The 26,576-nt window shown below is 63.4% G+C and carries 23 protein-coding genes; 2 read left to right on the top strand and 21 right to left on the bottom strand.

Translation table 11 applies throughout. The annotated features are described in order from the left end of the window. Positions 1–218: 218 nt before the first annotated feature. From IAE40_RS24460 to leuC, 16 genes are all read right to left on the bottom strand, one after another. Positions 219–992 carry an SDR family oxidoreductase gene (locus tag IAE40_RS24460; protein WP_054893111.1) on the bottom strand — a complete coding sequence of 258 codons (774 nt, stop codon included), beginning with the start codon at positions 990–992 and terminating at the stop codon, positions 219–221. Then, positions 989–2,200, bottom strand: a complete 1,212-nt coding sequence (locus tag IAE40_RS24455; RefSeq protein WP_112897765.1) for an O-succinylhomoserine sulfhydrylase — start codon at positions 2,198–2,200, stop codon at positions 989–991. Before IAE40_RS24455 ends, IAE40_RS24460 begins: the two co-directional genes overlap by 4 nt. A 25-nt stretch (positions 2,201–2,225) precedes the next feature. After that, positions 2,226–3,731, bottom strand: coding sequence for an amidophosphoribosyltransferase (gene purF / locus IAE40_RS24450; protein ID WP_063543875.1), 1,506 nt, complete (start codon positions 3,729–3,731; stop codon positions 2,226–2,228). 42 nt (positions 3,732–3,773) lie between these two features. Continuing rightward, positions 3,774–4,328 (bottom strand): CvpA family protein, encoded by a 555-nt coding sequence (locus IAE40_RS24445; RefSeq protein WP_054893108.1) that lies wholly within the window; start codon positions 4,326–4,328, stop codon positions 3,774–3,776. Between the two features lie 196 nt (positions 4,329–4,524). Next, positions 4,525–5,208: an SPOR domain-containing protein gene (locus tag IAE40_RS24440; RefSeq protein WP_200604007.1), complete on the bottom strand. Its 684-nt coding sequence runs from the start codon at positions 5,206–5,208 to the stop codon at positions 4,525–4,527. After that, the gene (gene folC, locus IAE40_RS24435; protein ID WP_151924160.1) at positions 5,192–6,499 is read right to left on the bottom strand and encodes a bifunctional tetrahydrofolate synthase/dihydrofolate synthase; all 1,308 of its coding nucleotides are present in this window, start codon (positions 6,497–6,499) and stop codon (positions 5,192–5,194) included. The genes IAE40_RS24440 and folC overlap by 17 nt, the downstream gene beginning before the upstream one ends. Beyond that, the gene (accD, locus tag IAE40_RS24430) at positions 6,499–7,392 is read right to left on the bottom strand and encodes an acetyl-CoA carboxylase, carboxyltransferase subunit beta (RefSeq protein WP_054893105.1); all 894 of its coding nucleotides are present in this window, start codon (positions 7,390–7,392) and stop codon (positions 6,499–6,501) included. Before accD ends, folC begins: the two co-directional genes overlap by 1 nt. 252 nt (positions 7,393–7,644) lie before the next feature. After that, the gene (locus IAE40_RS24425; RefSeq protein WP_153773425.1) at positions 7,645–8,265 is read right to left on the bottom strand and encodes a phosphoribosylanthranilate isomerase; all 621 of its coding nucleotides are present in this window, start codon (positions 8,263–8,265) and stop codon (positions 7,645–7,647) included. Positions 8,266–8,325: 60 nt separating this feature from the next. After that, entirely contained in the window at positions 8,326–9,180 is an 855-nt protein-coding gene (gene truA / locus IAE40_RS24420) for a tRNA pseudouridine(38-40) synthase TruA (protein ID WP_153773426.1), read from the bottom strand. Positions 9,181–9,275: 95 nt separating this feature from the next. Next, positions 9,276–11,933: a FimV/HubP family polar landmark protein gene (locus tag IAE40_RS24415; RefSeq protein WP_197889839.1), complete on the bottom strand. Its 2,658-nt coding sequence runs from the start codon at positions 11,931–11,933 to the stop codon at positions 9,276–9,278. A gap of 72 nt (positions 11,934–12,005) precedes the next feature. Further along, complete coding sequence (locus tag IAE40_RS24410; RefSeq protein ID WP_200604006.1) at positions 12,006–13,010, bottom strand: aspartate-semialdehyde dehydrogenase; 1,005 nt, start codon at positions 13,008–13,010, stop codon at positions 12,006–12,008. Positions 13,011–13,118: 108 nt separating this feature from the next. Next, positions 13,119–14,231, bottom strand: a complete 1,113-nt coding sequence (asd, locus tag IAE40_RS24405; RefSeq protein ID WP_054893100.1) for an aspartate-semialdehyde dehydrogenase — start codon at positions 14,229–14,231, stop codon at positions 13,119–13,121. Between the two features lie 64 nt (positions 14,232–14,295). Next, entirely contained in the window at positions 14,296–15,378 is a 1,083-nt protein-coding gene (leuB, locus tag IAE40_RS24400; protein WP_054893099.1) for a 3-isopropylmalate dehydrogenase, read from the bottom strand. 52 nt (positions 15,379–15,430) lie between these two features. Continuing rightward, a complete protein-coding gene (locus IAE40_RS24395; RefSeq protein ID WP_200604005.1) occupies positions 15,431–16,195 on the bottom strand; it encodes a class I SAM-dependent methyltransferase in 765 nt (254 codons plus the stop codon). A 143-nt stretch (positions 16,196–16,338) separates the two neighbouring features. After that, on the bottom strand, positions 16,339–16,983 hold the full coding sequence (gene leuD / locus IAE40_RS24390) for a 3-isopropylmalate dehydratase small subunit (RefSeq protein WP_125930419.1): 645 nt from the start codon (positions 16,981–16,983) through the stop codon (positions 16,339–16,341). After that, positions 16,980–18,413, bottom strand: coding sequence for a 3-isopropylmalate dehydratase large subunit (leuC, locus tag IAE40_RS24385; protein WP_125930420.1), 1,434 nt, complete (start codon positions 18,411–18,413; stop codon positions 16,980–16,982). The genes leuD and leuC overlap by 4 nt, the downstream gene beginning before the upstream one ends. A 131-nt stretch (positions 18,414–18,544) precedes the next feature. On the opposite strand from leuC, the gene IAE40_RS24380 reads away from it, so the two are divergent. Then, positions 18,545–19,423, top strand: a complete 879-nt coding sequence (locus tag IAE40_RS24380) for a LysR family transcriptional regulator (RefSeq protein ID WP_054893095.1) — start codon at positions 18,545–18,547, stop codon at positions 19,421–19,423. A 61-nt stretch (positions 19,424–19,484) separates the two neighbouring features. Beyond that, on the top strand, positions 19,485–22,781 hold the full coding sequence (locus IAE40_RS24375; RefSeq protein ID WP_063543853.1) for a bifunctional diguanylate cyclase/phosphodiesterase: 3,297 nt from the start codon (positions 19,485–19,487) through the stop codon (positions 22,779–22,781). An 83-nt stretch (positions 22,782–22,864) separates the two neighbouring features. On the opposite strand, the gene IAE40_RS24370 is transcribed toward IAE40_RS24375, so the two are convergent. The 5 genes from IAE40_RS24370 to IAE40_RS24350 all read right to left on the bottom strand — a co-directional run bounded on the left by IAE40_RS24370 (position 22,865) and on the right by IAE40_RS24350 (position 26,359). After that, positions 22,865–23,308 carry an Hsp20 family protein gene (locus IAE40_RS24370; RefSeq protein WP_197889842.1) on the bottom strand — a complete coding sequence of 148 codons (444 nt, stop codon included), beginning with the start codon at positions 23,306–23,308 and terminating at the stop codon, positions 22,865–22,867. A 142-nt stretch (positions 23,309–23,450) separates the two neighbouring features. Further along, positions 23,451–24,431 (bottom strand): tRNA dihydrouridine synthase, encoded by a 981-nt coding sequence (locus IAE40_RS24365; RefSeq protein ID WP_054893092.1) that lies wholly within the window; start codon positions 24,429–24,431, stop codon positions 23,451–23,453. A gap of 51 nt (positions 24,432–24,482) precedes the next feature. Beyond that, a complete protein-coding gene (locus IAE40_RS24360; RefSeq protein ID WP_054893091.1) occupies positions 24,483–24,917 on the bottom strand; it encodes an acyl-CoA thioesterase in 435 nt (144 codons plus the stop codon). A 43-nt stretch (positions 24,918–24,960) separates the two neighbouring features. Continuing rightward, the gene (locus IAE40_RS24355; RefSeq protein ID WP_153773431.1) at positions 24,961–25,794 is read right to left on the bottom strand and encodes an alpha/beta fold hydrolase; all 834 of its coding nucleotides are present in this window, start codon (positions 25,792–25,794) and stop codon (positions 24,961–24,963) included. A gap of 25 nt (positions 25,795–25,819) precedes the next feature. Continuing rightward, a complete protein-coding gene (locus tag IAE40_RS24350; protein ID WP_054893089.1) occupies positions 25,820–26,359 on the bottom strand; it encodes a TetR/AcrR family transcriptional regulator in 540 nt (179 codons plus the stop codon). Positions 26,360–26,576: the final 217 nt, after the last annotated feature.

The following is a 26,576-nucleotide window of genomic DNA, read 5'->3' as shown; positions in this document are numbered from 1 at the left end:
CCGACCCTCTGCTTGTAAGGCAGATGCTCTCCCGGCTGAGCTAATCACCCTCGCGATGTTGCTTGTTGCGTTTGCTTCGCTGAGGCCGCGAAATTTACGCAGGTACCGATGCTAAGTCAATAGCCCCGTTGAATTTTTTTTCAAAAACCTGAAAAAGCGTCAGAACGAAAAAGGAGCCTTGTCGGCTCCTTTTGCTTTGCACAGCGGCAAGTGGCGCGTCAGCTGTAGATCATCTTGCGGCTCATGCCGCCATCGACCACAAATTCCTGGCCGGTGACGAATCCGGCCTGACGCGACAACAGCCAGGCCACCAGTGCCGCAACATCCTCCACCGTCCCTACCCTGCCCGTTGGATGCTGGGCATGGTCGGCTTCGGTGAGGGGTTCGGCGCGGCGCTGGGACGGATCGCGGGCGTCGACCCAACCAGGGCTGACGGCGTTGACCCGGATCTCCGGCCCCAGGCTCATGGCCAGGGCGTGGGTCAGTGCCAGCAGCCCGCCCTTGCTCGCGGCATAGGCCTCGGTGTCCGGCTCCGACTGACGTGCACGTGTGGAGGCCAGGTTGACGATCGCCCCGCCATGCGCGCGCAGGTAAGGCGCACAGTGCTTGGCCAACAGCATCGGGCCACTGAGGTTGACCGCCAATACACGATTCCATTGCGCAAGACTCAGGCTCTCGAGCGTATGGTTATGCGGGTTGGCGATGGCCGCGTTGCACACCAGCGCATCCAGACGTCCGAATTGGCCCAGCACCTGCGCCACACCAGCGCTGACCTGGGCCTCGTCGGAGACGTCCATGGCGATGAACCAGGCGTTGCTGCCCAGGGTCTTGGCAACCTTGGCACCGCGCTGGCGGTCCAGGTCACTCAACACCACCTGCCAACCTTCGCAGATCAGCCAGGCGGCGATGCCCAGGCCGATGCCGCGGGCGGCACCGGTTACCAAGGCCACCCGACCGTTATGGTCTGGCTCGCCACCTGTCCAGTCGATCACAGCGCTGCCAACCCACGCGCCAGGTCGGCCTGCAGATCGGCGACGTCCTCAAGCCCCACCGCAACACGAATCAGGCTGTCACGGATGCCGGCCGCCTCACGCTCCTGCGGGCTCAGACGACCGTGGGAGGTGGTCGCCGGATGGGCGATGGTGGTCTTGCTGTCACCCAGGTTCGTGGTGATCGAAATCACCCGAGTGGCGTCGATAAAGCGCCAGGCACCCTCTTTGCCGCCCTTGACCTCAAAGCTGACCACCGCGCCGAAGCCACTCATCTGGCGCTTGGCCAGTTCGTGTTGTGGGTGGCTTGGCAAGCCGGCGTAATGCACCTTTTCCACACCCTCCTGCTGTTCCAGCCATTCAGCCAAGGCCTGCGCGCTCTCGCAGTGCGCACGCATGCGCAGCTTGAGGGTCTCCAGGCCCTTGGTGAAAATCCAGGCATTGAACGGGCTGAGGGTCGGCCCCGCGGTACGCAAGAAGCCCACCACTTCCTTCATCTGCTCGGCACGACCGGCAACCACGCCGCCCATGCTGCGGCCCTGGCCGTCGATGAACTTGGTCGCGGAGTGGAAGACGATATCGGCCCCCTGCTTGAGCGGTTGCTGCAGCGCCGGCGTGCTGAAGCAGTTGTCCACTACCAGCATCGCGCCACCGGCGTGGGCGATTTCGGCCAGTGCGCCGATATCCACCAACTCCGCCAGCGGGTTGGACGGCGACTCGACGATCAGCAGCTTGGTATTGGCCTTGATGGCGTTCTTCCAACCACCAAGATCGACCAGCGGCACATAGTCCACCTGCACACCGAAGCGCTTGAAATACTTCTCGAACAGGCTGATGGTCGAGCCGAACACGCTCTGCGACACCAGCACGTGGTCGCCGGCGCTGCACAGCGACATGACCACGGCGAGAATCGCCGCCATGCCGGTGGACGTCGCCACGGCCTGCTCCGCACCTTCCATGGCCGCCAGGCGTTCCTCGAAGGCACGCACGGTCGGGTTGGTGTAGCGTGAGTAAACGTTGCCCGGCGTTTCACCGGCGAAACGCGCAGCCGCATCGGCGGCCGTGCGGAAGACATAGCTGGAGGTCAGGAACAGCGCTTCGCTGTGCTCGCCCTCGGGCGTACGGTGCTGACCGGCACGCACTGCCAGGGTGTCGAAACCGACACCCTCCAGGTCGCTGTCCAGCCGTCCGGCATCCCATTGATCCGTCATGCCGTTACTCCTAAAAAGCCCAAAGTCAGTTGTTGTACAGGTCGATGATCGCGCTGACAGCCTGGGTCTTGACCTTGGCCGCATCGTTGCGAGCCTGTTCGATACGGTCCAGGTAGGCATCGTCGATGTCGCCGGTAACGTATTCACCGTTGAACACCGCGCAATCGAAGTGCTCGATCTTGATCTTGCCGCCACCGACCGAGTCGATCAGGTCCGGCAGGTCCTGATAGATCAGCCAGTCGGCGCCGATCAACTCGGCCACCTGTTCAGTGGTACGGTTGTGGGCGATCAGTTCGTGAGCGCTCGGCATGTCGATGCCGTAGACGTTGGGGTAACGCACAGCCGGCGCCGCGGAGCAGAAGTAGACGTTCTTCGCGCCGGCCTCACGGGCCATCTGGATGATCTGCTTGCAGGTGGTGCCGCGTACGATCGAGTCATCCACCAGCATCACGTTCTTGCCGCGGAATTCCAGCTCGATGGCATTGAGCTTCTGGCGTACCGATTTCTTGCGCGCGGCCTGGCCGGGCATGATGAAGGTACGGCCGATGTAGCGGTTCTTGACGAAGCCTTCGCGGAACTTCACACCCAGGTGGTTGGCCAGCTCCAGGGCCGCGGTGCGGCTGGTGTCCGGGATCGGGATGACCACGTCGATGTCGTGCTCCGGGCGCTCGCGGCGAATCTTCTCGGCCAGCTTCTCGCCCATCCGCAGACGCGCCTTGTACACCGAGACACCGTCCATGATCGAGTCAGGACGAGCCAGGTAGACATGCTCGAAGATGCAGGGCTGCAGTTTCGGGTTGTTGGCGCACTGCTTGGTGTACATCTGACCTTCTTCGGTGATGTACACGGCCTCGCCTGGCGCCAGGTCACGGATCAGGGTGAAGCCGAGGACGTCCAGGGCAACGCTTTCGGAGGCGATCATGTACTCGACGCCTTCGTCGGTGTGGCGCTGGCCGAACACCACCGGACGAATGCCGTTGGGGTCACGGAAGCCGACGATGCCGTAGCCGGTGATCATCGCCACCACCGCATAGCCACCGACACAGCGGCTGTGCACATGGGAGACCGCCGCGAACACGTCCTCCTCGGTCGGCTGCAGCTTGCCACGTACGGCCAGCTCATGGGCGAACACGTTGAGCAGCACTTCCGAGTCGGAATTGGTGTTGACGTGACGCAGGTCGGACTCGTAGATCTCCTTGGCCAACTGCTCGACGTTGGTCAGGTTGCCGTTGTGCGCCAGGGTGATGCCATACGGCGAGTTGACGTAGAACGGCTGGGCCTCGGCCGAGGTGGAGCTGCCCGCGGTCGGGTAGCGCACGTGGCCGATGCCCATGTGGCCGACCAGGCGCTGCATGTGGCGCTGCTGGAAGACGTCGCGCACCAGGCCATTATCCTTGCGCAGGAACAACCGGCCGTCATGGCTGGTCACGATACCGGCAGCGTCCTGGCCGCGGTGCTGGAGGACCGTTAGCGCGTCATACAGCGCCTGATTGACGTTCGACTTACCGACGATACCGACGATGCCACACATGCGACGCAACCCCTACTTTGACGAAACTTGAGTGAAAAGCGCTCAGGGCCGGGATGGACCGAGCAGCTGTTCCTTGAACGGAAGATCAACTGGAGAGCTGATCCCACTGGACATCCACTGACCGGCGAAACCGAGAATCAGGTTCTTCGACCAGTCAGCGACCAATAGAAATTGTGGTATCAGGCGTGATTCCTGCCACCACGGATCCTGTTGCACCGGGCCCAGGCTGAGCAAGCCGACGGCCACCACCACCAGCAAGGCCCCGCGCGCGGCGCCGAACACCATGCCGAGGAAACGATCGGTGCCGGACAGCCCGGTCACGCGGATCAGCTCGCCGACGAGGAAGTTGATCATCGCCCCCACCAGCAGGGTGGCGACGAAAAGAATGGTACACCCGGCGATGATCCGTGCCGAGGGTGTCTGGATATAGCTCTCCAGGTACTGCGACAGCGACCCGCCGAACATCCAGGCGACCGCGCCGGCAATGATCCAGATGAGCAAGGACAAGGCTTCCTTGACGAAGCCGCGCTTGAGACTGATCAGTGAGGAAACGGCGACGACCGCAATGATCGCCCAATCAACCCAGGTAAATGCCACGGTGCTGCCTGCAGACGTTTGAGGCGGCGCATTTTAACAGAGCGAAGGGCTTGGGGTAAGCGGAATGTCACGTCGCTGAAGGCCTGCAGCCTGACTTCCAGGACAACTTTGCCGCATTCGCGAAGGGTGGAATCAGAACGAAAAACGGCCCTGCCCGACCTGCATCAAGGCGCAGATCGGGCAGGGCCGTCCGGATTCAGCCTCGTTCCGGCTGGAAACGAACCACGATACCCTTGAGATTCTGCTGGCGGTTGATCACATCACGCACACGCTCCGCTTCAGCACGCTCGATCAGCGGACCGACGAACACCCGGTTCATGCCGTCAGCCGAACGGATGTAGGCGTTGTAGCCCTGGCTGCGCAGGGTCTTCTGCAGGTTGTCGGCGCCAGCACGGTTGGACAGGCTGGCCAACTGGATCGACCAGCTCACCGGCAGACCGTTGCCATCGATCTTCGACGCTGCCGCCGGCTTGCTTGCGCTGGCGGTGGCAGCAGGTGCCGGAGTGGCAGGCTGCACCGGGCGCGCTTCAGCTTTAGCGGCAGGCGCTGGGGCTGGCGACTTGGCCACCGGCACCTGTGCGACCTGCGAAGGTGACGGCGTGATCGGCTGGCTTGGCGCGCTGACCGGTGCAGTGGACTCATCGACCACCACCGGCGCTTGCTCCGAGGGATCGGGCAGCGCCTGGGGCTCCGGCACCTGCACAGGCTCCACCTTGACGTCAGGCAGGCTTGGCATGGCCGGCGCCTGGGGCGCCTCGACACGCACCTGGCGCATCTCGTCCTCGCGGGTGAACAGCATCGGCAGGAAGATCACCGCCAGCGCCACCAGCACCAGCGCACCGACCATGCGCTGCTTCATCCCTTTATCCAGCACTGCCATCTACTCCATCCTCCGGGACCTGCCGCTCGAGCCATTCCAGGGCTTGGCCGACGCAGAAAAACGAACCGAACAGCAAGATCTGGTCATCCGCCGTTGCCTGTGCACACTGCCCTTCTAGGGCAGCGGCGACACTGGCATAAGACTTCACCGTAGCACCTTGGTTCGTCAAGGCAGTGGCCAGTTCGGCAGCCGCACGACTGCGCGGGGTATCCAGGGGGGCTACCGCCCAGTCGTCGACCAGGCCCTGCAGTGGCGCGATCACGCCTTCCAGGTCCTTGTCGGCGAGCAGGCCGAACACCGCCAACCGACGCCCCTTCAACGGACGCGCGGACAGGCGGCGGGCCAGGTACTCGGCGGCATGCGGGTTGTGCCCGACATCCAGCAGCAGCTCCACCGTCTTGCCCTGCCAGGTCAACTGGCGACGGTCCAGGCGACCGGTAATGCGGGTATCGAGCAACGCCCGGCGAACCTGCTCGGCTTGCCACGGCAAGCCCATCAGCAGGTAGGCCTGCAGTGCCAGGGCAGCGTTTTCCATGGGCAGGTCGAGCAGCGGCAGGTCATGCAGCGCCACCGGCTGACCGTCGGTCGTGGTGCCACGCCAGCTCCAGCGGCCTTCGGCGCTGTCCAGGTCGAACTCACGGCCACGCAGGAAAAGCGGCGCAGCCAGTTCGGCGGCCTTGTCCAGCAGTGGCTGCGGTGGGTCCAGGTCGCCACATAGCGCCGGCTTGCCCGCACGGAAGATGCCAGCCTTCTCGAAGGCCACCCGTTCACGGGTATCACCCAGGTAATCGACATGGTCAACACCGATGCTGGTCACCAGCGCCATGTCGGCGTCTACCACGTTCACGGTGTCCAGACGGCCACCCAGGCCCACTTCGAGCACCACGGCATCGAGCTGCGACTGTTGGAACAGCCAGAAGGCCGCCAATGTACCCATCTCGAAGTAGGTGAGGGAAATCTCGCCCCGCGCCGCCTCGACGGCGGCGAAGGCTTCGCACAGACGCTCATCGCTGGCTTCGACGCCATCGATCAGCACCCGCTCGTTGTAACGCAACAGGTGCGGCGAGCTGTACACGCCGACCTTCAAGCCCTGGGCACGCAGCAACGAGGCGATGAACGCACAGGTCGAACCCTTGCCGTTGGTGCCGGTGACCGTCACCACCCTCGGCGCCAGCCGACCGAGCGCGAGGCGCGCCAGCACCTGCTGTGAACGCTCCAGGCCCATGTCGATGGCCGAAGGGTGCAACTGCTCGAGGTATGCGAGCCACTCGCCCAGGGTACGCTGGCTCATCACGCGACGACGGCCGCTTCTTTTGCCTGCTCGGGAGTCGGTTGGCCGGTCATCTGTGCCAGCAGGCGGGCCAGGCGTGGACGCAGCTCATGACGGGAGATGATCAGGTCGATGGCACCATGCTCCAGCAGGAACTCGCTGCGCTGGAAGCCTTCCGGCAGTTTTTCGCGCACGGTCTGCTCGATCACACGCGGGCCGGCGAAGCCGATCAGCGCCTTCGGTTCACCGACGATGACATCACCCAGCATCGCAAGACTGGCGGACACACCACCATAGACCGGGTCGGTCAGTACCGAGATGAACGGGATGCCTTCTTCACGCAGGCGCGCCAGCACCGCCGAGGTCTTGGCCATCTGCATCAGCGAGATCAGCGCTTCCTGCATGCGCGCACCGCCGGAGGCGGAGAAACAGATCATCGGGCAACGGTTTTCCAGGGCGTAGTTGGCTGCGCGCACGAAGCGCTCGCCGACGATGGCACCCATCGAACCACCCATGAAGGAGAACTCGAAGGCGCTGACCACGATCGGCATGCCCATGAGTGTGCCGCTGACCGAGACCAGCGCGTCCTTCTCGCCGGTCTGCTTCTGCGCGGCGGTCAGGCGATCCTTGTACTTCTTGCCATCACGGAACTTCAGGCGATCGACCGGTTCCAGGTCAGCGCCCAGCTCGGCGCGGCCTTCGACATCGAGGAAGATGTCGATACGCTCACGGGCGCCGATACGCATGTGATGGTTGCACTTGGGGCAGACGTCGAGTGTTTTTTCCAGCTCCGGACGATACAGCACGGCTTCGCAAGCCGGGCACTTGTGCCACAGGCCTTCCGGCACCGAGCTCTTCTTCACCTCGGAACGCATGATCGAAGGGATCAGTTTGTCTACCAACCAGTTGCTCATGCTCTATTCTCCCGTTTTGGCCGGTGGCAGGCTTGCTGTCGCCTGCCCTGCCCCGACCCTTGAGCTCAAATTCGTGTTCTAAACGACGATGGACCGGTCACAGGGACCACCCGCGCACCACTCCACCTTCAACCTGTACGCCGACGCCCCTGGCGTCGCGTGTTCTGATGACCAGCCCCACGGGGCCAGCCGGGCAGCACCGGGCTGCGATAGCTATGGACGATGGCACGCCGCCAACCGTCACATCCGCCGTCACGCCGCGCGGACCGCGCGCATGAAGGCTTCGATCTTGCTGGCATCCTTGATGCCCTTGGCCTGCTCGACGCCGCCACTGACGTCCACCGCATAGGGGTTGACCTGGACGATGGCCTGACCGACGTTGTCCGCCGACAACCCACCCGCGAGGATGATCGGCTTGCTCAAGCGCGCCGGCACCAGCGACCAATCGAAGGCTTCGCCAGTCCCCCCCGGCACACCAGCCACGTAGGTGTCCAGGAGAATGCCACGGGCGCCGGAGTACTGCTGGCAGGCAGCCTCGAGATCATCCCCGGGGCGCACTCGCAGGGCCTTGATCCATGGGCGGTGATAGCCTTCGCAATCGGCGGGGGTTTCGTCGCCGTGGAACTGTAGCAGGTCCAGTGGAACCACCTCGAGGATCTCGTTCAGCTCACAGCGTGACGCGTTGACGAACAGCCCCACCGTGGTCACGAAGGGCGGCAACTGCTCGATGATCGCCCGCGCCTGGCGCACATCCACCGCGCGCGGGCTCTTGGCATAGAAGACGAAGCCAATGGCATCGGCACCGGCCTCGACGGCGGCCAGCGCGTCTTCGATGCGGGTAATCCCGCAGATCTTGGTGCGGACGTTGCTCATGGACGACGAACCTTGAGTGATCGGTGAAAGGCCGGATGTTAGCAAATGACGTTTCGCCCGTCAGTCTGCCAACGCCTCGTAGCCGGTAAGAAAGTGTGGGCCGATGTAACGCTGCGGCAGGGCGAACTCTTCCGGATACTCCACCTGCACCAGGTACAGGCCATAAGGATGCGCCGTCACGCCCCCCTCCCGACGGTTGCGCCCCTCCAGCACCTCGCGGGCCCATTGCACAGGGCGCTCGCCGGCACCGATGGTCATCAGCACACCGGCGATATTGCGCACCATGTGATGCAGGAAAGCCGTGGCGCGCACGTCGAGGACGATCATCCGACCATGGCGGGTAACGCGCAGGTGGTGGATATGCTTGACCGGCGACTTGGCCTGGCATTGGCTGGCCCGGAATGCGCTGAAGTCGTGGGTGCCGAGCAGGTATTCGGCGGCCTCGGCCATCGCCGCGACATCCAGCGGGCGGTGATTCCAGGTTACCTCTTCGGCCAGGTGCGCCGGACGGATGGGATCGTTGTAGATGACGTAGCGGTAACGCCGGGCAGTGGCCTTGAACCGCGCATGGAAGTGCGCCGGCATCGTCCGTGCCCAGGCCACGCTGATGTCATGGGGCAGGTTGAAGTTGGTGCCCAGGGTCCAGGCACGTTCGTCACGCACGGCGCGGGTATCGAAGTGCACCACCTGGCCACAGCCGTGAACGCCAGCGTCGGTGCGCCCGGCGCACATCACACTGATCGGCGAGTCGGCGACCTTCGACAATGCCTGCTCCAGCGCCTGCTGGACACTGGGCACACCGCTGGCCTGGCGTTGCCAGCCGCGGTAGCGCGAACCTTTGTATTCCACGCCCAGGGCGATGCGCGAGTACCCTTCGGCCGCCGATTCGGCCGCGTCGATGTCGTTGATGTCCAAGAAAGCCAAACCTGTGGATGAAACGAAAAGGCGGCCATTATAACGACAACGGCAGCCCACAGGGCTGCCGTTGTCCGATCAGGGCAAGCTACGCGTCAGACCAGACGCGACAGCATGTCCTGCGCCTCCTGGCGCTGGCCGTCGTCGCCATCCTTGACCACCTCGTCGAGGATATCGCGGGCGCCCTGGTGATCGCCCATGTCGATGTAGGCCCGAGCCAGGTCGAGTTTGGTCGCCACTTCGTCGGTGCCGGAGAAGAAGTCGAAGTCCAGGTCATCCAGGGCTCCGGGCTCGAGCGCCGCATCCTCGGCGGTGAAGTGCGGCTCCAACGACGGCGATGCCAGGCTCTGCGACAACTTGTCGAGCTCGGCGTTGACGTCACTGAGTTCCGAGGCGAAGTGCTTGTCGGCTGGCGATTCGTCATCCAGCGACAACGACAGGTCGAAGTCGTCCGGCAGCTCGAGTTCGGAAATGGGGTCGAATTCCGGAATTTCGTCGAATGCAGCCAGCTCGGCGGCGACATCCACGGGCGCCTCCGGCTCGGCAGCAGGCGGCGCGGCTACGGCCGGCTCACCGACATCCAGATCGAAGTCCGCCAGATCATCCAGGCTTTGTGGCTCGGATTGCGCCTGAGCCTGGGCCAGCAATGCCTCGAAATCGTCGTCGGCATCGCTCTCGACGGCCGGCTCGGCCTGCACCGCCGGCTCAACCACGACCTCGGGCGCTTGCGTCGCGTCAGGTGCATCCAGCACCGGGGCATCGAGCGAGTCGTCAAGCGCGAGGTCATCGTCCAGACTCAGGTCAAACGCACTGTCCAGATCGTCCGTGGCGGTGACGGGCACCTCATCGAGCTCTGGCACGCTGTCCAGCACAGGCTCTGGCTGGGGCGCCGCGGCCACCGCTTCGTCGACAACCGGCTCGGGCTCTGCGACAGGTGCCGCCTCGTGGTCCTGGAGCAGCTCCTGCACATACTGCTCGTCCATCTCCGCAGCCAGCGCAGCCGCGCCGAGCCCTGCCGCCGCAACCCCGAGCATGGCCGGATAACGTTGCTTGAGCCCCTCGACTTCGCCCTGGTTCTCAGGTGTGCCGGGCAACTGGCGCTCCTGGCCGACGAACGCGTCCTGATCGCCTTGGCGAGCGTAGACTTCCATCAATTTAAGGCGCAGGTCGCTGCGCTGCGGCTCGGCAGCCACCACCGGTTCCAGCAGAGTAGCTGCGTGATTCAAGCGCCCCTTGGCGACGCTCTCGTCGACCTCGGCCAATAGCGTCGCGTGCGGATCGGCATCAGTCGGCGCACTGGCAACGACTGGCTTTTCCGCCGCCGCCGCGGCTGCAGCGGAGGCCGCCACCACGGCAGGCGACAAGGTCACGCTCGGCGCCGAGACATCCAGTCCATCGAAGCTGCTGGGCGGCAGGTCCAGATCAGGACCGCGCTCACCTTCCTCGGCCAAGGCTCGGGCCATGCGCAGGTGCTTCTCAGCCTCCTGCTGGGCCTTGCGCTTGCGCGCCAGAAGCAGCAACAGCAGCAGCAACACGAGGAAGGCCGAGCCCGCCAATAGCGCCAGCAACAGCGGATTGCCCAGCAGTTCGTCGAGTGCACTCGGTGGCTGCTCCGGCGCCGCCGCTGCTTGCGGCGCAGTATCCGCTGCTGCAGGCGGCGGCGTGACCGCAGGTTCGGCAGGGGCCAAGTGGGCGTTGACCACCGGCTCGACGGGCGGCGTCGCGGCTACAGGTGCTGCAGGCTCGGCGGCCCCTTGCGCCTCGAGACGCGCCAACTGGTCGTTCTTCAATTCGATCAGACGCTGCAGCTTGTCCAGCTGGCTCTGCAGGTCGGTCATCCGGCTCTTGAGTTCTTCGTTGTCGCGGCGGCTGGTATCCAGGCTTTCCTGGGCCACGGCCAGCTTGTCGCTCAGCGCCTTGGCGCTGTCGGCCCCGGTCTGTGTGCCGGGCGCAACCAGCCGCAGGTTATCGCCCTGGGCGATACGTGCAGGCGCGGCTTCGGCAGCACCCCGACGGGTGGCGTCCAACTGTCGCGCACGCGGCCCCAGGCGCCGACCTTCGCGCCAGGCGGCGTACTGCTCGGAAACCTCGCGGATCGCCTCACCCTGGGCAATGCTGCGGATCTGCTGCTCGTCTGGAAGGCGCAGGACCTGACCGGTCTTGAGCTGGTTGATGTTATTGCCGATGAAGGCATCGGGGTTCAGGGCCTGGATCGCCAACATGGTCTGCTGGATCGAACCGCCGTGGGTGTTGCGTGCAGCGATCTGCCAGAGCGTGTCGCGCTGGCGAGTCGTGTAGCTGGCGGCGCTCACTGCCGGGCTGATGGCGCCCTGGGCAGGCTTGGCGCTGGCCTGCTGCGGCTGGTCGAGCGCCACGTTGTAGTCACGCAACAGCCGCCCTTGGGGCCACATCACCTGAACCAGGAACTTGACCACCGGCTCCGGCAGCGGCTTGCTGGAAGTCACGCGCAACACGCTGCGACCGTTGGGGTTGATCACCGGCGTGAACGTCAGGTCTTCCAGATAAGCGGGCAGCGTCACCCCAGCCTTGGCGAACTCCTCGGGAGGGGCCAGGCTTGGCGCCACTTCAGCGGCGGTGAGGTCGCGCACATCGAGCAACTCGATCTCGGCATCCAGCGGCTGGTTCTGCGCCGACTTGAGGGTCAGCTCCCCCAGGCCAAGGGCATTGGCCATGCCGGACGACAGCGCCGAGGCGGCCGCGATGGCCAGAACCAGTTTGCGAATTCGAAGCATGACCTCTTCCCTTGTATGAATCGTCCTAAAAACCTGCCAGTGGTGTAGGACAAAATTGCTGGCCAGTATCTTTTACGCCATTTTTTTTATCAACAATTGCGCCAATTGTACGGCGTTGAGCGCCGCACCCTTGCGCACGTTGTCGGTGGTCAGCCACAAGTTGAGCTGCTGATCCTCGTCGACGCCATGGCGTACACGACCAACATAGACCACGTCTTGCCCCACTGCGTCACCGACGGGTGTCGGATAATCGTCATTTTCCACACGCTCGACGCTGGCAGCGGCGTCCAGCGCCTGGTTGACCGATTGCAGATCGACCGACTGGCGACTCTGCACCGTCACACTGAAGCTATCGCCGAAAAACACCGGGACTTGAACGCAGCTCACGGAAATCTTCAGCTCAGGCAAGCCCAGCAGCGTACGTAACTCGCTGACCAGGCGACGCTCCAGCGCTGCATGCCCCTGCTCATCGGTAGTCCCCACCTGCGCCAACAGGTTGAACGCCACCTGGCGATCAAAGAAACGCGGCTCCAACGGGCGGGCGTTGAGCAACTCGGCCGTCTGCCGCGCCAACTCGTTCACCGCTTCACGCCCCTGGGACGAAACAGCCAGGCAGGCCATTACCTGGACCCGCTCGATATCCAGCAACCCCTTGAGCGGCGCCAGCGCGACGGCCAGCGCGACAGCGGCGCTGCTTGGGCTGGCCAGCAAGGCTGGCAATTCAAGGCTGTCGACGACTTCGCCATTGGCCTCCGGCACCAGCGCCAGCGCGTCATCCAGCCCGCCAGACAGGTCGATCACCGAGCAGCCGGCCTCGCGCGCCTTCTGCGCAAAGCTGCGGCTGACTGCAGCACCGGCGGCGAAGAACGCCAGCCTGACCTGGGCGAAGTCGAAGCTGTCCACCTCACGCACTCGCACATTCTTGCCAGCAAACATCACACTGCTGCCGGCAGATTCCATACTGGCCAGCAGGTGCAGGGTCGCGACCGGGAACTCCAGCTCCTCGAGAATCTGCACGAGGGTCTCACCGACACTTCCGGTGGCGCCGACGACGGCGATATCTAGGGGTTGGCTCATGGTTTGGCTCCTTCTGCGGGTACGGCGGGAGCGGCACTTTACTTGATTGCCGCACAAACAAAAAACCCGCGCTGTCTCCAGCGCGGGTTTTCGATCAACTTGAGGCGATCAACGCTCCAGCAGAATCCGCAACATGCGGCGCAGCGGCTCGGCAGCGCCCCACAGCAACTGGTCGCCGACAGTGAAGGCGCCCAGGTACTGGGACCCCATGTTCAGCTTGCGCAGACGGCCGACCGGAATGTTCAGGGTACCGGTCACGTTGGTAGGACTCAGTTCCTGCATGCTGATCTCACGCTGATTCGGCACCAGCTTCACCCATGGGTTGTGCTGGCTGATCATGCCTTCGATATCGGCGATCGGCACATCCTTGTTCAGCTTGATGGTAAGCGCTTGGCTGTGGCAGCGCATGGCACCGATACGTACGCAGATGCCATCGACCGGGATCGGGCTCTTGAAGCGGCCAAGGATCTTGTTGGTCTCGGCCTGAGCCTTCCACTCTTCGCGGCTCTGCCCGTTCGGCAGTTCCTTGTCGATCCACGGGATCAGGCTGCCAGCCAGCGGCACGCCGAAGTTTTCAGTCGGGTAGGCTTCGCTGCGCATGGCTTCGGCAACCTTGCGGTCGATGTCGAGGATCGCGCTGGCCGGGTTGGCCAGATCGTCGGCCACCGCAGCATGGGTTGCCCCCATCTGCTTGATCAGCTCGCGCATGTTCTGCGCACCGGCACCGGAGGCCGCCTGGTAAGTCATGGCGCTCATCCACTCGACCAGGCCAGCTTCGAACAGCCCGCCCAGGCCCATCAGCATCAGGCTGACGGTGCAGTTGCCGCCGATGTAGTTCTTGGTGCCGGCGTCCAGCTGCTGGTCGATGACCTTGCGGTTGACCGGGTCGAGGATGATGACTGCATCATCCTGCATTCGCAGGGACGAGGCAGCGTCGATCCAGTAACCCTGCCAGCCGGCTTCACGCAGCTTGGGGAAGACCTCGTTGGTGTAGTCGCCGCCCTGGCAGGTCAGGATCACGTCGAGGGTCTTGAGCTCTTCGATCGAATAAGCGTCCTTGAGCGGAGCAATATCCTTGCCCACGTTCGGGCCTTGGCCACCCACGTTGGAGGTGGTGAAGAACACCGGCTCGATAAGGTCGAAGTCCTGCTCCTCCAGCATCCGCTGCATGAGCACGGAACCGACCATACCGCGCCAACCGATCAGACCTACACGTTTCATCGCAACTACACCTTTGCTAAAAAGTGGGCCGCCACCGAAGGGAAACGATGGCGGGCCAGAGAGATTACAGATTCCGCAGCGCTGCGACTACTGCGTCGCCCATTTCCTGCGTACCGACCTTGGTGCAACCGGCCGACCAGATGTCACCGGTGCGCAGACCCTGATCCAGCACCAGGCTCACAGCCTGCTCGATCGCCTCGGCAGCGGCCTGCTGGTTGAAGCTGTAACGCAGCATCATCGATACGGAGAGGATGGTCGCCAGCGGGTTGGCGATACCTTGGCCTGCGATGTCAGGCGCCGAACCGTGGCAAGGCTCGTACATGCCCTTGTTGTCGGCATCCAGCGAAGCAGAAGGCAGCATGCCGATGGAACCGGTCAGCATGGAAGCCTCATCCGACAGAATGTCACCGAACATGTTGTCGGTCACCACCACGTCGAACTGCTTGGGTGCGCGCACCAGTTGCATCGCGGCGTTGTCGACGTACATGTGGCTCAGCTCGACGTCCGGGTAGTCCTTGGCGACGTCTTCGACCACTTCGCGCCACAGCTGGCTGGAAGCCAGGACGTTGGCCTTGTCCACCGAGCACAGTTTCTTGCCGCGCACGCGAGCCATGTCGAAGCCCACGCGGGCGATACGGCGCACTTCACTCTCGCTGTAGGGCAGCGTGTCATAGGCTTGGCGCTCGCCACCTTCGAGCTCGCGCTGGCCACGCGGAGCACCAAAGTAGATGCCGCCGGTCAGCTCGCGGACGATGAGGATGTCCAGCCCGGAGACGATCTCGGGCTTGAGCGACGAAGCGTCAGCCAGTTGCGGATAGAGAATCGCAGGACGCAGGTTGGCAAACAGGCCCAGTTGCGCACGAATCTTCAGCAGACCGCGTTCAGGACGGATATCACGCTCGATCTTGTCCCACTTCGGCCCGCCGACGGCGCCGAGCAGGACGGCATCGGCCTTGCGCGCGCGCTCCAGGGTTTCGTCAGCCAGCGGTACGCCGTGCTTGTCGATGGCCGCACCACCGATCACGTCGTGCTCCAGGGTGAAGTCCAGGCCGAACTTGTCGTTGGCCAGCTCCAGCACCTTGACCGCCTCGGCCATGATTTCCGGACCGATGCCATCACCTGGGAGAATCAGAATCTGCTTGCTCATGCTTTCCTCTATTCATTCAAACAGCGCGGCTCGGTCAGCCACGCCGGAAACTCTATCGCTCGGCCCACAGCACCAGGACATCCGTGCTGAAGGAGCCATCGGCTTCGATCTGGTAATACTGCCGCACTTCCTCGCCCATCGCCTGCTGCAACTGGCGGATGGCCACACGCATCGGTTCGGGAGTACGCATGCGCTCCACCCAGGATGCGAACTCCAGGCGCAGGCGCTGGCGGCTATGGCTGCGCGTGAACAGCCCTGCCTCGCTGACCTGACGCTGCCACTGGGCGGCAGAATAATCGCGTACATGGCTGGTGTCGCGCAGCACTTCGACACTTTGCAGGTAGGTGTCGAGCAACGGGCTGCCCGGCGACATGACATCGACGAACGCCGCCACGCCACCCGGCTTGAGCACCCGACGCACTTCACGCAGTGCCAGGCCCAGGTCGCTCCAGTGGTGTGCCGAGTAACGGCTGAAGACGAATTCGAACGACGCGTCGGCGAACGGCAGACGCTCGGCGGCACCGCGCTCGGTGACGATATTGGCCAGCTCACGCTCGCTGGCGGCCTTGGCAACCACGTCAAGCATCGACTGGGAAAGATCGTATGCCACGACTTGGGCCACCAGTGGCGCCACGTGAAAACTGACATGACCGGCGCCACAGCCCAGGTCCAGCACGCGAGCAGCGCCCTGCCCTTGCAGTTCGGCCTGCAGCAGGGCGAACTCGCTGCCCTGGGCATGCACGGTGCTGCTGAGGTAGGCGCTGGCCTGTTCGCCGAACTGACGCTGGACTACTTCGGTGTGGCTGGTACCCGTCATGATTCAATCCTTTTGGTTTTATTGCCTGTACCGGCCTCTTCGCGGGCAAGCCCGCTCCCACTGGTACAGCATTGCCTCAGGCCTTGCGATATCTGTAGGAGCGGGCTCGCCCGCGAAGAGGCCGGTAGTGTCACCTACCTGCTTCAGGCATCCCGGAACAGCCAGGGCTGCGTGGCGCGGTGCTTGCCTTCGAAGGCCTTGATCGCGTCGCTGTCCTGCAAGGTCAGACCGATGTCGTCCAGGCCGTTGAGCAGGCAATGCTTGCGGAACGCATCGATCTCGAAGTGCAGCACCTTGCCGTCTGGACGGGTAACAGCCTGCGCCTGCAAGTCGATGGTCAGCTGGTAGCCCGGGTTGGCTTCGACCTGCTTGAACAACTCATCCACTTCCTCATCGCTGAGGATGATGGGCAGCAGGCCGTTCTTGAAGCTGTTATTGAAGAAGATGTCGGCAAAGCTCGGCGCAATGATGCTGCGGAAACCGTACTCGTCCAGCGCCCAAGGGGCATGCTCGCGGCTGGAGCCACAACCGAAGTTTTCCCGCGCCAGCAACACGCTGGCACCCTGGTAGCGTTCGTGGTTGAGCACGAACTCCTGGTTCACCGGGCGCTTGCTGTTGTCCTGGTAGGGCTGGCCCACGTCCAGGTAGCGCCACTCGTCGAACAGGTTGGGGCCGAAGCCGGTACGCTTGATCGACTTGAGAAACTGCTTGGGGATGATCTGGTCGGTGTCGACGTTGGCACGATCCAACGGCGCGACGAGGCCGGTGTGCTGGGTAAAGGCTTTCATGCTGCGCTCCCTTGGATCAACTCGCGGACATCGATGAAGTGGCCGGTTACCGCAGCGGCGGCGGCCATGGCCGGGCTGACCAGGTGGGTACGACCACCGGCGCCCTGACGGCCTTCGAAGTTGCGGTTGGACGTCGAGGCGCAATGCTCGCCGCTTTCCAGGCGGTCCGGGTTCATCGCCAGGCACATGGAGCAACCTGGTTCACGCCACTCGAACCCCGCCTCGAGGAAGATCTTGTCCAAGCCCTCACGCTCGGCCTGGGCCTTGACCAGACCCGAACCCGGCACGACGATGGCTTGCTTGACGGTAGCGGCAACCTTGCGGCCCTTGGCGATGTCCGCCGCAGCGCGCAGGTCTTCGATCCGCGAGTTGGTGCAGGAGCCGATGAACACGCGGTCCAGCTGGATATCAGTGATCGCCTGGTTGGCGGTGAGCCCCATGTACTTGAGTGCGCGCTCGATCGAACCACGCTTGATCAGATCGGCCTCGGCGGCCGGATCCGGCACGCGCTGGTCGACGGCGAGCACCATTTCCGGGGAAGTGCCCCAGCTGACCTGCGGCTTGATCTGTGCGGCGTCGAGTTCGACCACGGTGTCGAACACGGCATCGTCGTCGGAAACCAGGTCTTTCCAGGCTTCGACGGCACGCTTCCAGTCCTCGCCCTTCGGCGCATACGGACGGCCTTCGACATAGGCAACGGTAGTCGCATCGGTAGCCACCAGGCCGACACGGGCACCGGCTTCGATGGACATGTTGCAGATGGTCATGCGGCCTTCCATCGACAGCTCGCGAATAGCGCTGCCGGCGAACTCCATGGCGTGGCCGTTGCCACCGGCAGTGCCGATCTTGCCGATCACGGCAAGCACGATATCCTTCGCGGTGACGCCGACAGGCAACTGGCCTTCGACGCGCACCAGCATGTTCTTCATCTTCTTGGCGACCAGGCACTGGGTGGCGAGCACGTGCTCGACCTCGGAGGTGCCGATGCCATGGGCCAAGGCCCCGAAGGCGCCATGGGTCGAGGTGTGCGAGTCACCGCAGACCACGGTCATGCCCGGCAAGGTGGCGCCCTGCTCCGGGCTGATGACGTGGACGATGCCCTGGCGCTCGTCGTTCATCTTGAATTCGACGATGCCGTATTCGTCACAGTTCTCGTCCAGGGTCTGCACCTGCAGGCGCGACACCTGGTCGACGATGGCCTCGATACCACCCTTGCGCTCTGGCGTAGTCGGCACGTTGTGGTCGGGCGTGGCGATGTTGGCGTCGATGCGCCAGGGCTTGCGATTGGCCAGGCGCAGGCCTTCGAAAGCTTGCGGCGAAGTCACTTCATGGATGATGTGACGATCGATATAGATCAAGGACGAGCCATCGTCGCGCCGTTTGACTTCGTGCGCATCCCAGAGTTTGTCGTAGAGCGTTTTGCCAGCCATCAGACTGTTCCTCATCAGCGTCTTTCTATGCCAATAACCCCTTGGCTTGTACGGACGATGCTATGGGGTTAGATTGAATAACTCAAATTCATAATTTTTATACTTTGGATAACCAATAGGAATTCGAGCGCATGGACCTCGCCAACCTCAGCGCTTTTATCGCCATCGCCGAAACCGGAAGTTTTTCCGGCGCCGGTGAACGCCTGCACCTGACCCAACCCGCCGTCAGCAAACGCATCGCCGGCCTGGAGCAGCAACTGGATGTACGCCTGTTCGATCGCCTGGGCCGTGAGGTCACCTTGACCGAAGCCGGCCGAGCCCTGCTGCCTCGCGCCTATCAGATCCTCAATGTACTGGATGATACGCGCCGCGCCCTGACCAATTTGACAGGAGAAGTTACCGGGCGCCTGACCCTGGCCACCAGCCATCATATCGGCCTGCACCGCCTGCCCCCGCTGCTAAGGGCTTTCACCCGACAGCACCCTTCCGTGGCACTGGATATTCAGTTTCTAGATTCAGAAACGGCCTACGACGAAGTTCTCCATGGCCGCGCGGAAATCGCAGTGATCACCCTGGCCCCCGAGCCCCATCACCTGGTCCGGGCCGTTCCAGTGTGGGACGACGCCCTGGATTTCGTAGCGGCCCCGGAGCACGCCCTGGCCCTTGATAGCGATGTCAGCCTGGCCGATATCGCCCGCCACCCCGCCGTGTTCCCCGGCGGCAACACCTTTACCCACCACATCGTGCAGCGCTTGTTCGAGAGTCAGGGCCTGACGCCGAACATCGCCATGAGCACCAACTACCTGGAGACCATCAAGATGATGGTTTCAATCGGCCTCGCGTGGAGCGTGCTGCCACGTACTATGCTCGATGAACAGGTTGCACCCATCGCCTTGCCCGGCATACAGCTGTCGCGCCAGCTAGGCTACATTTTGCATACGGAACGAACGCTGTCGAATGCGGCAAAGGCGTTCATGGCATTGCTCGACAGCCACTCGGGGTCCGCCTGACCGTCCATCAGCCAGGCATTTCACTTACAAGGACGCTTCATCCGCCAAAGGTCTGGTACCGATGCCCAAATCAGCAAACCGCTTTCCGCGCCTGCCGCGCATCCCTGCGGTCGATCCCCAGGAGTCCGAGCAGGCCTGGCAGAATGCTCCGCAATTGCTCGCCGCGCTCAACGGCGCACGCCTGGGCGCATGGCTGTGGGATATCGAAACCGGCCGGGTGAGCTGGTCACGAGGCACGCAGGCGCTGTTCGGCTTCGATCCCCTGCGCCCGTTGCCCGCGGATATCGACTACCTGGACCTGCTGCCGGAGGAGGATCGCGCCCGCACCCGCCAGCTGTTCCACGCCGTGGTCAACGGCGAGCCCGTGGAGCAGGCCATGCGCCATCGCATCCGCTGGCCGGACGGCAGCCTGCACTGGCTGGAAATCAATGGCAGCCTGACCCACGATCGCCATGGCCGTCCACAGATGATCGGCGTGATCCGCGAGATCACCCGTCAGCGCGATCGCGAAACCGCACTGATCAACTCGGAAAAGCGTTTTGCCACCCTCTTCCACCTCAGCCCCAATGCCATCCTCCTGACCCGCCGCCACGATGGCATGATCTTCGAGGTCAACCAGCACTTCGAGGACATGTTTGGCTGGCCCGGCGCCCAGGTCGTCGGCAAGACCAGCGTGGAACTCGGCCTCTGGGTGCACCCCGAGCAGCGCCAGCAGGTACTGGAAGCCACTCGCAACAATGGCAGCCCGGTGATCATGGAAGTCCAGTTCCGTGCCACCAGCGGCAACATCCACGATGGCATCCTCTGCACCCAGGGTATCGAGCTCGAAGGCATCACCTACCTGATCAGCACCTTTGTCGACACCACCGAACGCAAGCGGGCCGAGCAGGCACTCAAGGACAGCCAGGAGCGCCTGGACCTGGCCCTGGACTCGGCGCAGTTGGGCACCTGGGACTGGCACATTCCCAGCGGCATGCTCTATGGCTCGGCGCGCGCCGCGCAACTGCACGGCCTTGACCCGGTGCCCTTCCATGAGTCCTTCGAAGCCTTCTTCGAAGGCGTGCCCGAGGAAGAACGCAGCGTCATGCGTCAAGCCTACCGCAGCCTGCGCGAAGGACCGGCCGGTAACTACCAGATCACCTATCGCGTCCAGCTGGAGAACGGCGCATCGCGCTATATCGAAAGCCGTGCGCGGCTTTATCGCGACGAGCATGGCAACCCACTGCGCATGGCCGGCACCTTGCTGGACATCACCGACCAGGTCGAGCGCGAGCAACGCCTGAGCGCCTCGGAAGAGAAGTTCGCCAGCCTGTTCCAGGTCAGCCCCGACCCGATCTGCGTCACTCACCAGGATACGGGCCAGTTCATCGAGATCAATCCAGCCTTCACCCAGACCTTCGGGTGGGACGCCGAACAGGTCATCGGGCGCACCGCCGAGCAGATCGGCCTCTGGGCCGAGTCGTCCGCGCGCGCGCAACGCATCGAACGGGTGATTCGCGATCAGGCCTTGAGCAATGTCGCGGTCGTGGTCAACCACCGCAACGGCTCACCACTGACCTGCGTGATTTCCAGCCGCCTGATCACCGTGGACAGCCAGCCCTGCAGCGTCACCACGCTGCGTGACATCACCCAGCAGCAGCGCGCCGAGGCGGCACTCAAGGCCAGCGAGGAGAAGTTCGCCAAAGCCTTCCACTCGAGCCCCGACGCCATCACCATCACCGAACGGCTCAGTGGACGCTATGTCGAAGTCAACGACGGCTTCTGCCGCCTGACCGGCTACAGCAGCATCGAGGTAGTGGGTCGTACCGTTTTCGAACTGGGCATCTGGGCCGACGACAAGCAACGGGCAGCCTTGCTTGCCGAACTCAAGGAGCGCGGCCGGGTACACCACCGGGAGATGCTCGGGCGCAACAAACGCGGAGACATCCTGACCGTCGAGGTGTCCGTCGAGCCGATCAGCCTCAATGAAACCGACTGCCTGCTGTTGACCGCCCGCGACGTCAGCCAGTTGAAGAACGCACAAGCGCAGATCCGGCACCTGGCCTACCATGACCCGCTGACCAACCTGCCCAACCGCGCCCTGCTGATGGACCGGCTCAGCCAGCAGATCGCCCTGCTCAAGCGCCACAACCTTCGCGGCGCCCTGCTGTTCCTCGACCTGGACCACTTCAAGCACATCAACGACTCTCTGGGCCACCCCGTCGGCGACACGGTATTGAAGATCATCACTGCCCGCCTCGAAGCCAGCGTGCGCCTGGAAGACACCGTGGCACGCCTGGGGGGCGACGAGTTCGTGGTCCTGCTCAGCGGTCTCGAGGGGAGTCGCGAGCACGTCGAGGGCAAGGTTCGCGAGTTGGCCGACACCCTGCGCGAACTGCTGGCCGAACCCATGTCGCTGGACGGCCAGCGCCTGCAGGTGACGCCGAGCATCGGCGTGGCACTGATTCCCGACCATGGCATCACCCCAGCCGATCTGCTCAAGCGAGCAGACATCGCCCTTTACCGCGCCAAGGATTCCGGACGCAATACCACCCAGCTGTTCCACACCACCATGCAAAAGGCGGCCAGCGAGCGCCTGCGCATGGAAAACGACCTGCGTCTGGCGCTGGCGCGCGGCGAACTGGCCCTGCACTTCCAGCCCCAGGTGGACGCCCGCGATAATCGCATCGTCGGCGCCGAAGTGCTCTTGCGCTGGCACCATCCGCAACTTGGCCAGCAAGCGCCCTCCCAGTTCATCCAGGTGCTCGAGGAAAGCGGCCTGATACTCGAGGTGGGTAGCTGGATCCTCGACGAAGCCTGCGACGCCTGCGCGCGCATGCTCGAGGACGGGCTGATCAGTGCCGACGATTTCAGTCTCTGCGTGAATATCAGTCCCCGGCAATTCCGCCAGAATGATTTCGTCGAACGAGTGCTACGCAGCCTGGACGACTATCGCTTGCCCAGGCGCATGCTCAAACTGGAGATCACCGAGGGCATTGTCATCCAGAACCTGGAAGACACCATCAACAAGATGCGTGAGCTCAAACGCTACGGGGTGAGCTTCGCCATGGATGATTTCGGCACGGGCTATTCGTCGCTGACCTACCTGAAGCGCCTGCCGGTGGATGCCCTGAAGATCGACCAGACCTTCGTGCGTGACGCGCCCAACGACCCCAATGATGCCGAGATCGTTCGAGCCATCGTGGCAATGGCGCGAAGCCTGGAGCTGGCGGTGATAGCAGAAGGTGTCGAACTGACGGAGCAACTGGAATTTCTCGAGCGACAGGGCTGTTACCTGTACCAGGGCTACCTGCACAGCCGACCGCTGCCCTTGCCGGAGTTTCGCCAGATCTTGCAGGAAACCCCGGCAGACTATTGATAGCGCCTTGCCTCTACGGGAGGGGTGTGCCCCATAAATGCGAAAGGGCACCCTAGGGTGCCCTTCCATTCACTTCACTGCATTCAATTCAGTGCAGCCTTTTCACCATTGATCGGAATACGCTTGGCCTTGGCTTCTTCCGGCACGATGCGCAGCAGGTCGATGCTGAGCAGGCCGTTAGCCAGACCGGCAGCTTTTACTTCAATGTGATCCGCCAGGCGGAACGACAGCTTGAAAGCACGCTGGGCGATACCCTGATGCAGATAGGTGACTTCGGTAGCGCCATTTTCGCGCTTGCCACCGGTAACGGTCAGGACGCCTTTTTCGACCTGAAGGTCGAGATCCTGCTCCTGGAAGCCGGCTGCAGCAACCACGATGCGATAGTGGTCATCGCCATGCTTTTCGACGTTGTAGGGCGGGTAGCTGCTACCGGCCTCATTACGTGCCGCGGATTCGAACAGGTCATTGAAACGATCGAAACCTACGGAATGGCGGAACAGTGGTGCGAGGGAGAAAGCGGTAGTCATGGTCATAAACTCCTGAGATTCAGCAAGTAAGTCACTACGCGACCCGACTTCGGCATCGCGTACTCAAGAGATAAGGTCAGGCAACGGACTTTCAAGGGCTCTCATGAAAAAATCTGCCCACCCCGCACGACGCAGCTGCACATCAGGCGACGCACTCGGTGAAAGAGGCCGTTTTCACTGGCTCGACACCCAACAGCCGGCTGATGCGGGCGCAGTCATCCTCGCGCCGCAACTCGGCGAACAACAGCACCGCCTCCGGGTAGCTGCGGGTCAACATCGCCAACCACTGCTTCATCCGCCCGGGCGCATAGCGCGGCGACAATTTGGCCTGCGCCTGGCGCCAGAACTCGCGCAGCAGCGGTAGCAGGTCGCTCCACACCATCGGCTGGTAGTCCCGCCCCTCGCGCGCTGCGGCGATCTGCAACCCCAGATCCGGCCTCGACACCAGCCCGCGCCCGAGCATGATGTTTTCGGCGCCGCTGACTTCGCGGCAGCGTCGCCAATCATCGACGGTCCAGATCTCGCCATTGGCAAAGACCGGCACCTTGACCACATCCTGCACCCGCGCCACCCACTCCCAGTGAGCCGGCGGCTTGTAACCCTCTACCTTGGTTCGCGCATGCACCACCAGGTGCTGCGCCCCACCTTCGGCCAGCGCGATGCCACACTCCAGCGCACCATCCGGGCTGTCGAAGCCCAGACGCATCTTCGCCGTCACCGGGATCTGCGCCGGCACCGCCCGTCGAACTTCACGAACGATGGCATGCAGCAGCTCGGGCTCCTTGAGCAGCACAGCGCCCCCGCGAGACTTGTTCACAGTCTTGGCCGGGCAGCCGAAGTTAAGGTCGATTACCGGCGCCCCGAGTTCACAGGCCAGGGCGGCGTTGTCCGCCAGGCACAGCGGATCGGAGCCCAGCAACTGCACACGCATCGGCGTGCCGGCAGCCGTGCGCGCGCCGTTGCGCAACTCGGGTGCCAACTTGTCGAACGACGAAGGTGGCAGCAAGCGATCACAGACACGGATGAACTCGGTGACACACCAGTCGATACCCCCGACGCGGGTCAGCACGTCGCGCAGGATGTTGTCGACCAGCCCCTCCATGGGGGCCAGGGCAATTTGCATTTCAGGGTCCCGACGAGAAAAGGCGGCAGTCTAGCAAAAAATGCCCGTGGATCAGGCGCCGATCAGCGCCGGACCATAGCCCTCGATGAACTCGGCCGGCATCCGCCTGGGCTTGCCGCTGGACAGTTCGATACAGGCAAAGGTGGTTTGCGCGCGCAACAGGGTGACGCCGTCACGTGGGCGCTTGAGTTGAAAACGACGGGTCATGCGCAGGCGCTGATCCCAGTCGATGATCCAGGTGGCCAATTGCAGCTCGTCGTCTTCGTACGCCGCTGCCAGGTAGTCGATCTCATGGCGCACCACGGCCATTGCCCGGTCCAGACGACGGTACTCGGCCAGGTCCAGTCCCAGGCGCTGAGAGTGGCGCCAGGCGCAGCGCTCCAGCCAGGTGACGTAGACAGCGTTGTTGGCATGACCGAGGCCGTCGATATCCTCGGTGCCAACGCGAAGGTCGATGATGAATGGCGCTGCCAGATCCCAGCTCATGCCCGCTCCTGTAGTCAGTGAACGGGCAAAGTGTAACGGATGCTCAGGCGCTTTGCCGTGCCGGTTGCGTCGTACGCGCCAGCAGCTCGAGCACAGCCTGGGCCAGACGCGGGTCAGCCAGCACCCGTTGATGCCCACCTTCCTCCAGCAGCAACAGGCGACTGTCGAACCAGGCCTTGTGGATGAGCTGCGCCTCACTGGCCGCGACCAGCGCATCGTCGGCTGCATGAACCACCAACCCAGGCAACTCGAGCTGGTAGCCACTGACATCCAGCCGATCGATCTGCACGCCCACATCACGCTCGACCTGGCGGATGAAGGCTGCACGCGCCCGCCTGGGCATCCCCAGGCGCCGGGCAAAACCGCGCAACACCCCGAGCAATTGAGCAGGTGCAGCAATGCTCACCGCCGACTCGGCACGCAAGCCCCACTGCAAGGCCAACATGACACTGGCGCCCCCCATCGAATGACCGATCACGGCCCGCAACGGCGGCAGCTCCGCCGCGGCTTCAAGCAGTGCCCGGGCGAACAGCACCACATGCGCCTGCTGCCCCGGCGAACGGCCATGGGCTGGCCCCTCCAGGGACACGACCGTGTGTCCTGCCTGCACCAGGGCTTCGATCAGCGCGGCAAACTGGGTGGGCCGCCCTTCCCAGCCGTGCATCAGGAGCACCGTCGGCCCCTTGCCCCAGCGCAAGGCCGAAAGACCGAAGCGCAGGGTGATACGCTCGGCCGAAGCCAATAGCGGCAACTCCCACTGCCGCGCAGGCAGGTTACGCGGCGTCATGAAGGCGCGCCGCATGCGCCCGGCGACATGCTCGGGGGCCAGATGGCCGAGGGTGCCGTTGACGCTGCGAATCCAGCTCAGGGTGGTCATCGCCTTGCTCCAGAGTTGAGGTTGCTCAGATAACCGCCGACTTGGCGGCGCGCAGAATACGGTCGGAAAGTTCGGTAGCGCCCAGGGCTCGGGCCAGGGCCAGGCCGCCGACCATCAGGGCGAGGTCGGCGAACGCCTTGTCGATATCCTCGGGACGATCGACCATCTGCGCCGTCATGAGCTCGAGGTGTTCGGCCAACATTTCGCGAAAGGCTGCGGGCAAACGCTGCATCTCACCCAACGCATTAGGCAAGGGACAGGCGTGCTCATGGGCATCACGGTGCTTGCGCGACAGATAGAAAGCTGCTGCCAGCGCACGACGCTCGGCACCAGACAGGCTGGGGTCGACCTGCGAAAGCAAGGCCCGTCGCTCACCGAGCAACTGGTCGAATGCCGCCAGCATCAATTCATCCTTGCTATCGAAATGGGCGTAGAAGCCTCCGACGGTGAGGCCTGCTGCAGCCATTACCTGACCTACGCTGGGGTCGGCTGGCCCCTGCTGGATCAGTGCGCTACAGGCGGCGTCGAGAATACGCTCGCGAGTCCGGGTCTTTTTATCGTTCATGGGCACCCCCAAATATGATGATCGAAATATTACGCATGTAATATTTTCTCGCAAGCGAAATCGCGTACCGCTGATCGGGCACCTGGAAGATTAAGGAGGTAGAAAAACAAAAGGCCCATTCAATAATCGAATGAGCCTTTGAAGTCCCGTAAAACACGGGTAAAAATGGCGTCCCCTAGGGGACTCGAACCCCTGTTACCGCCGTGAAAGGGCGGTG

It is taken from the genome of Pseudomonas sp. S44 (genome assembly GCF_016624805.1).
GTDB classification, from domain to species: Bacteria; Pseudomonadota; Gammaproteobacteria; order Pseudomonadales; family Pseudomonadaceae; genus Aquipseudomonas; species Aquipseudomonas machongensis.
This window is presented reverse-complemented; position numbering and strand designations above follow the sequence as displayed.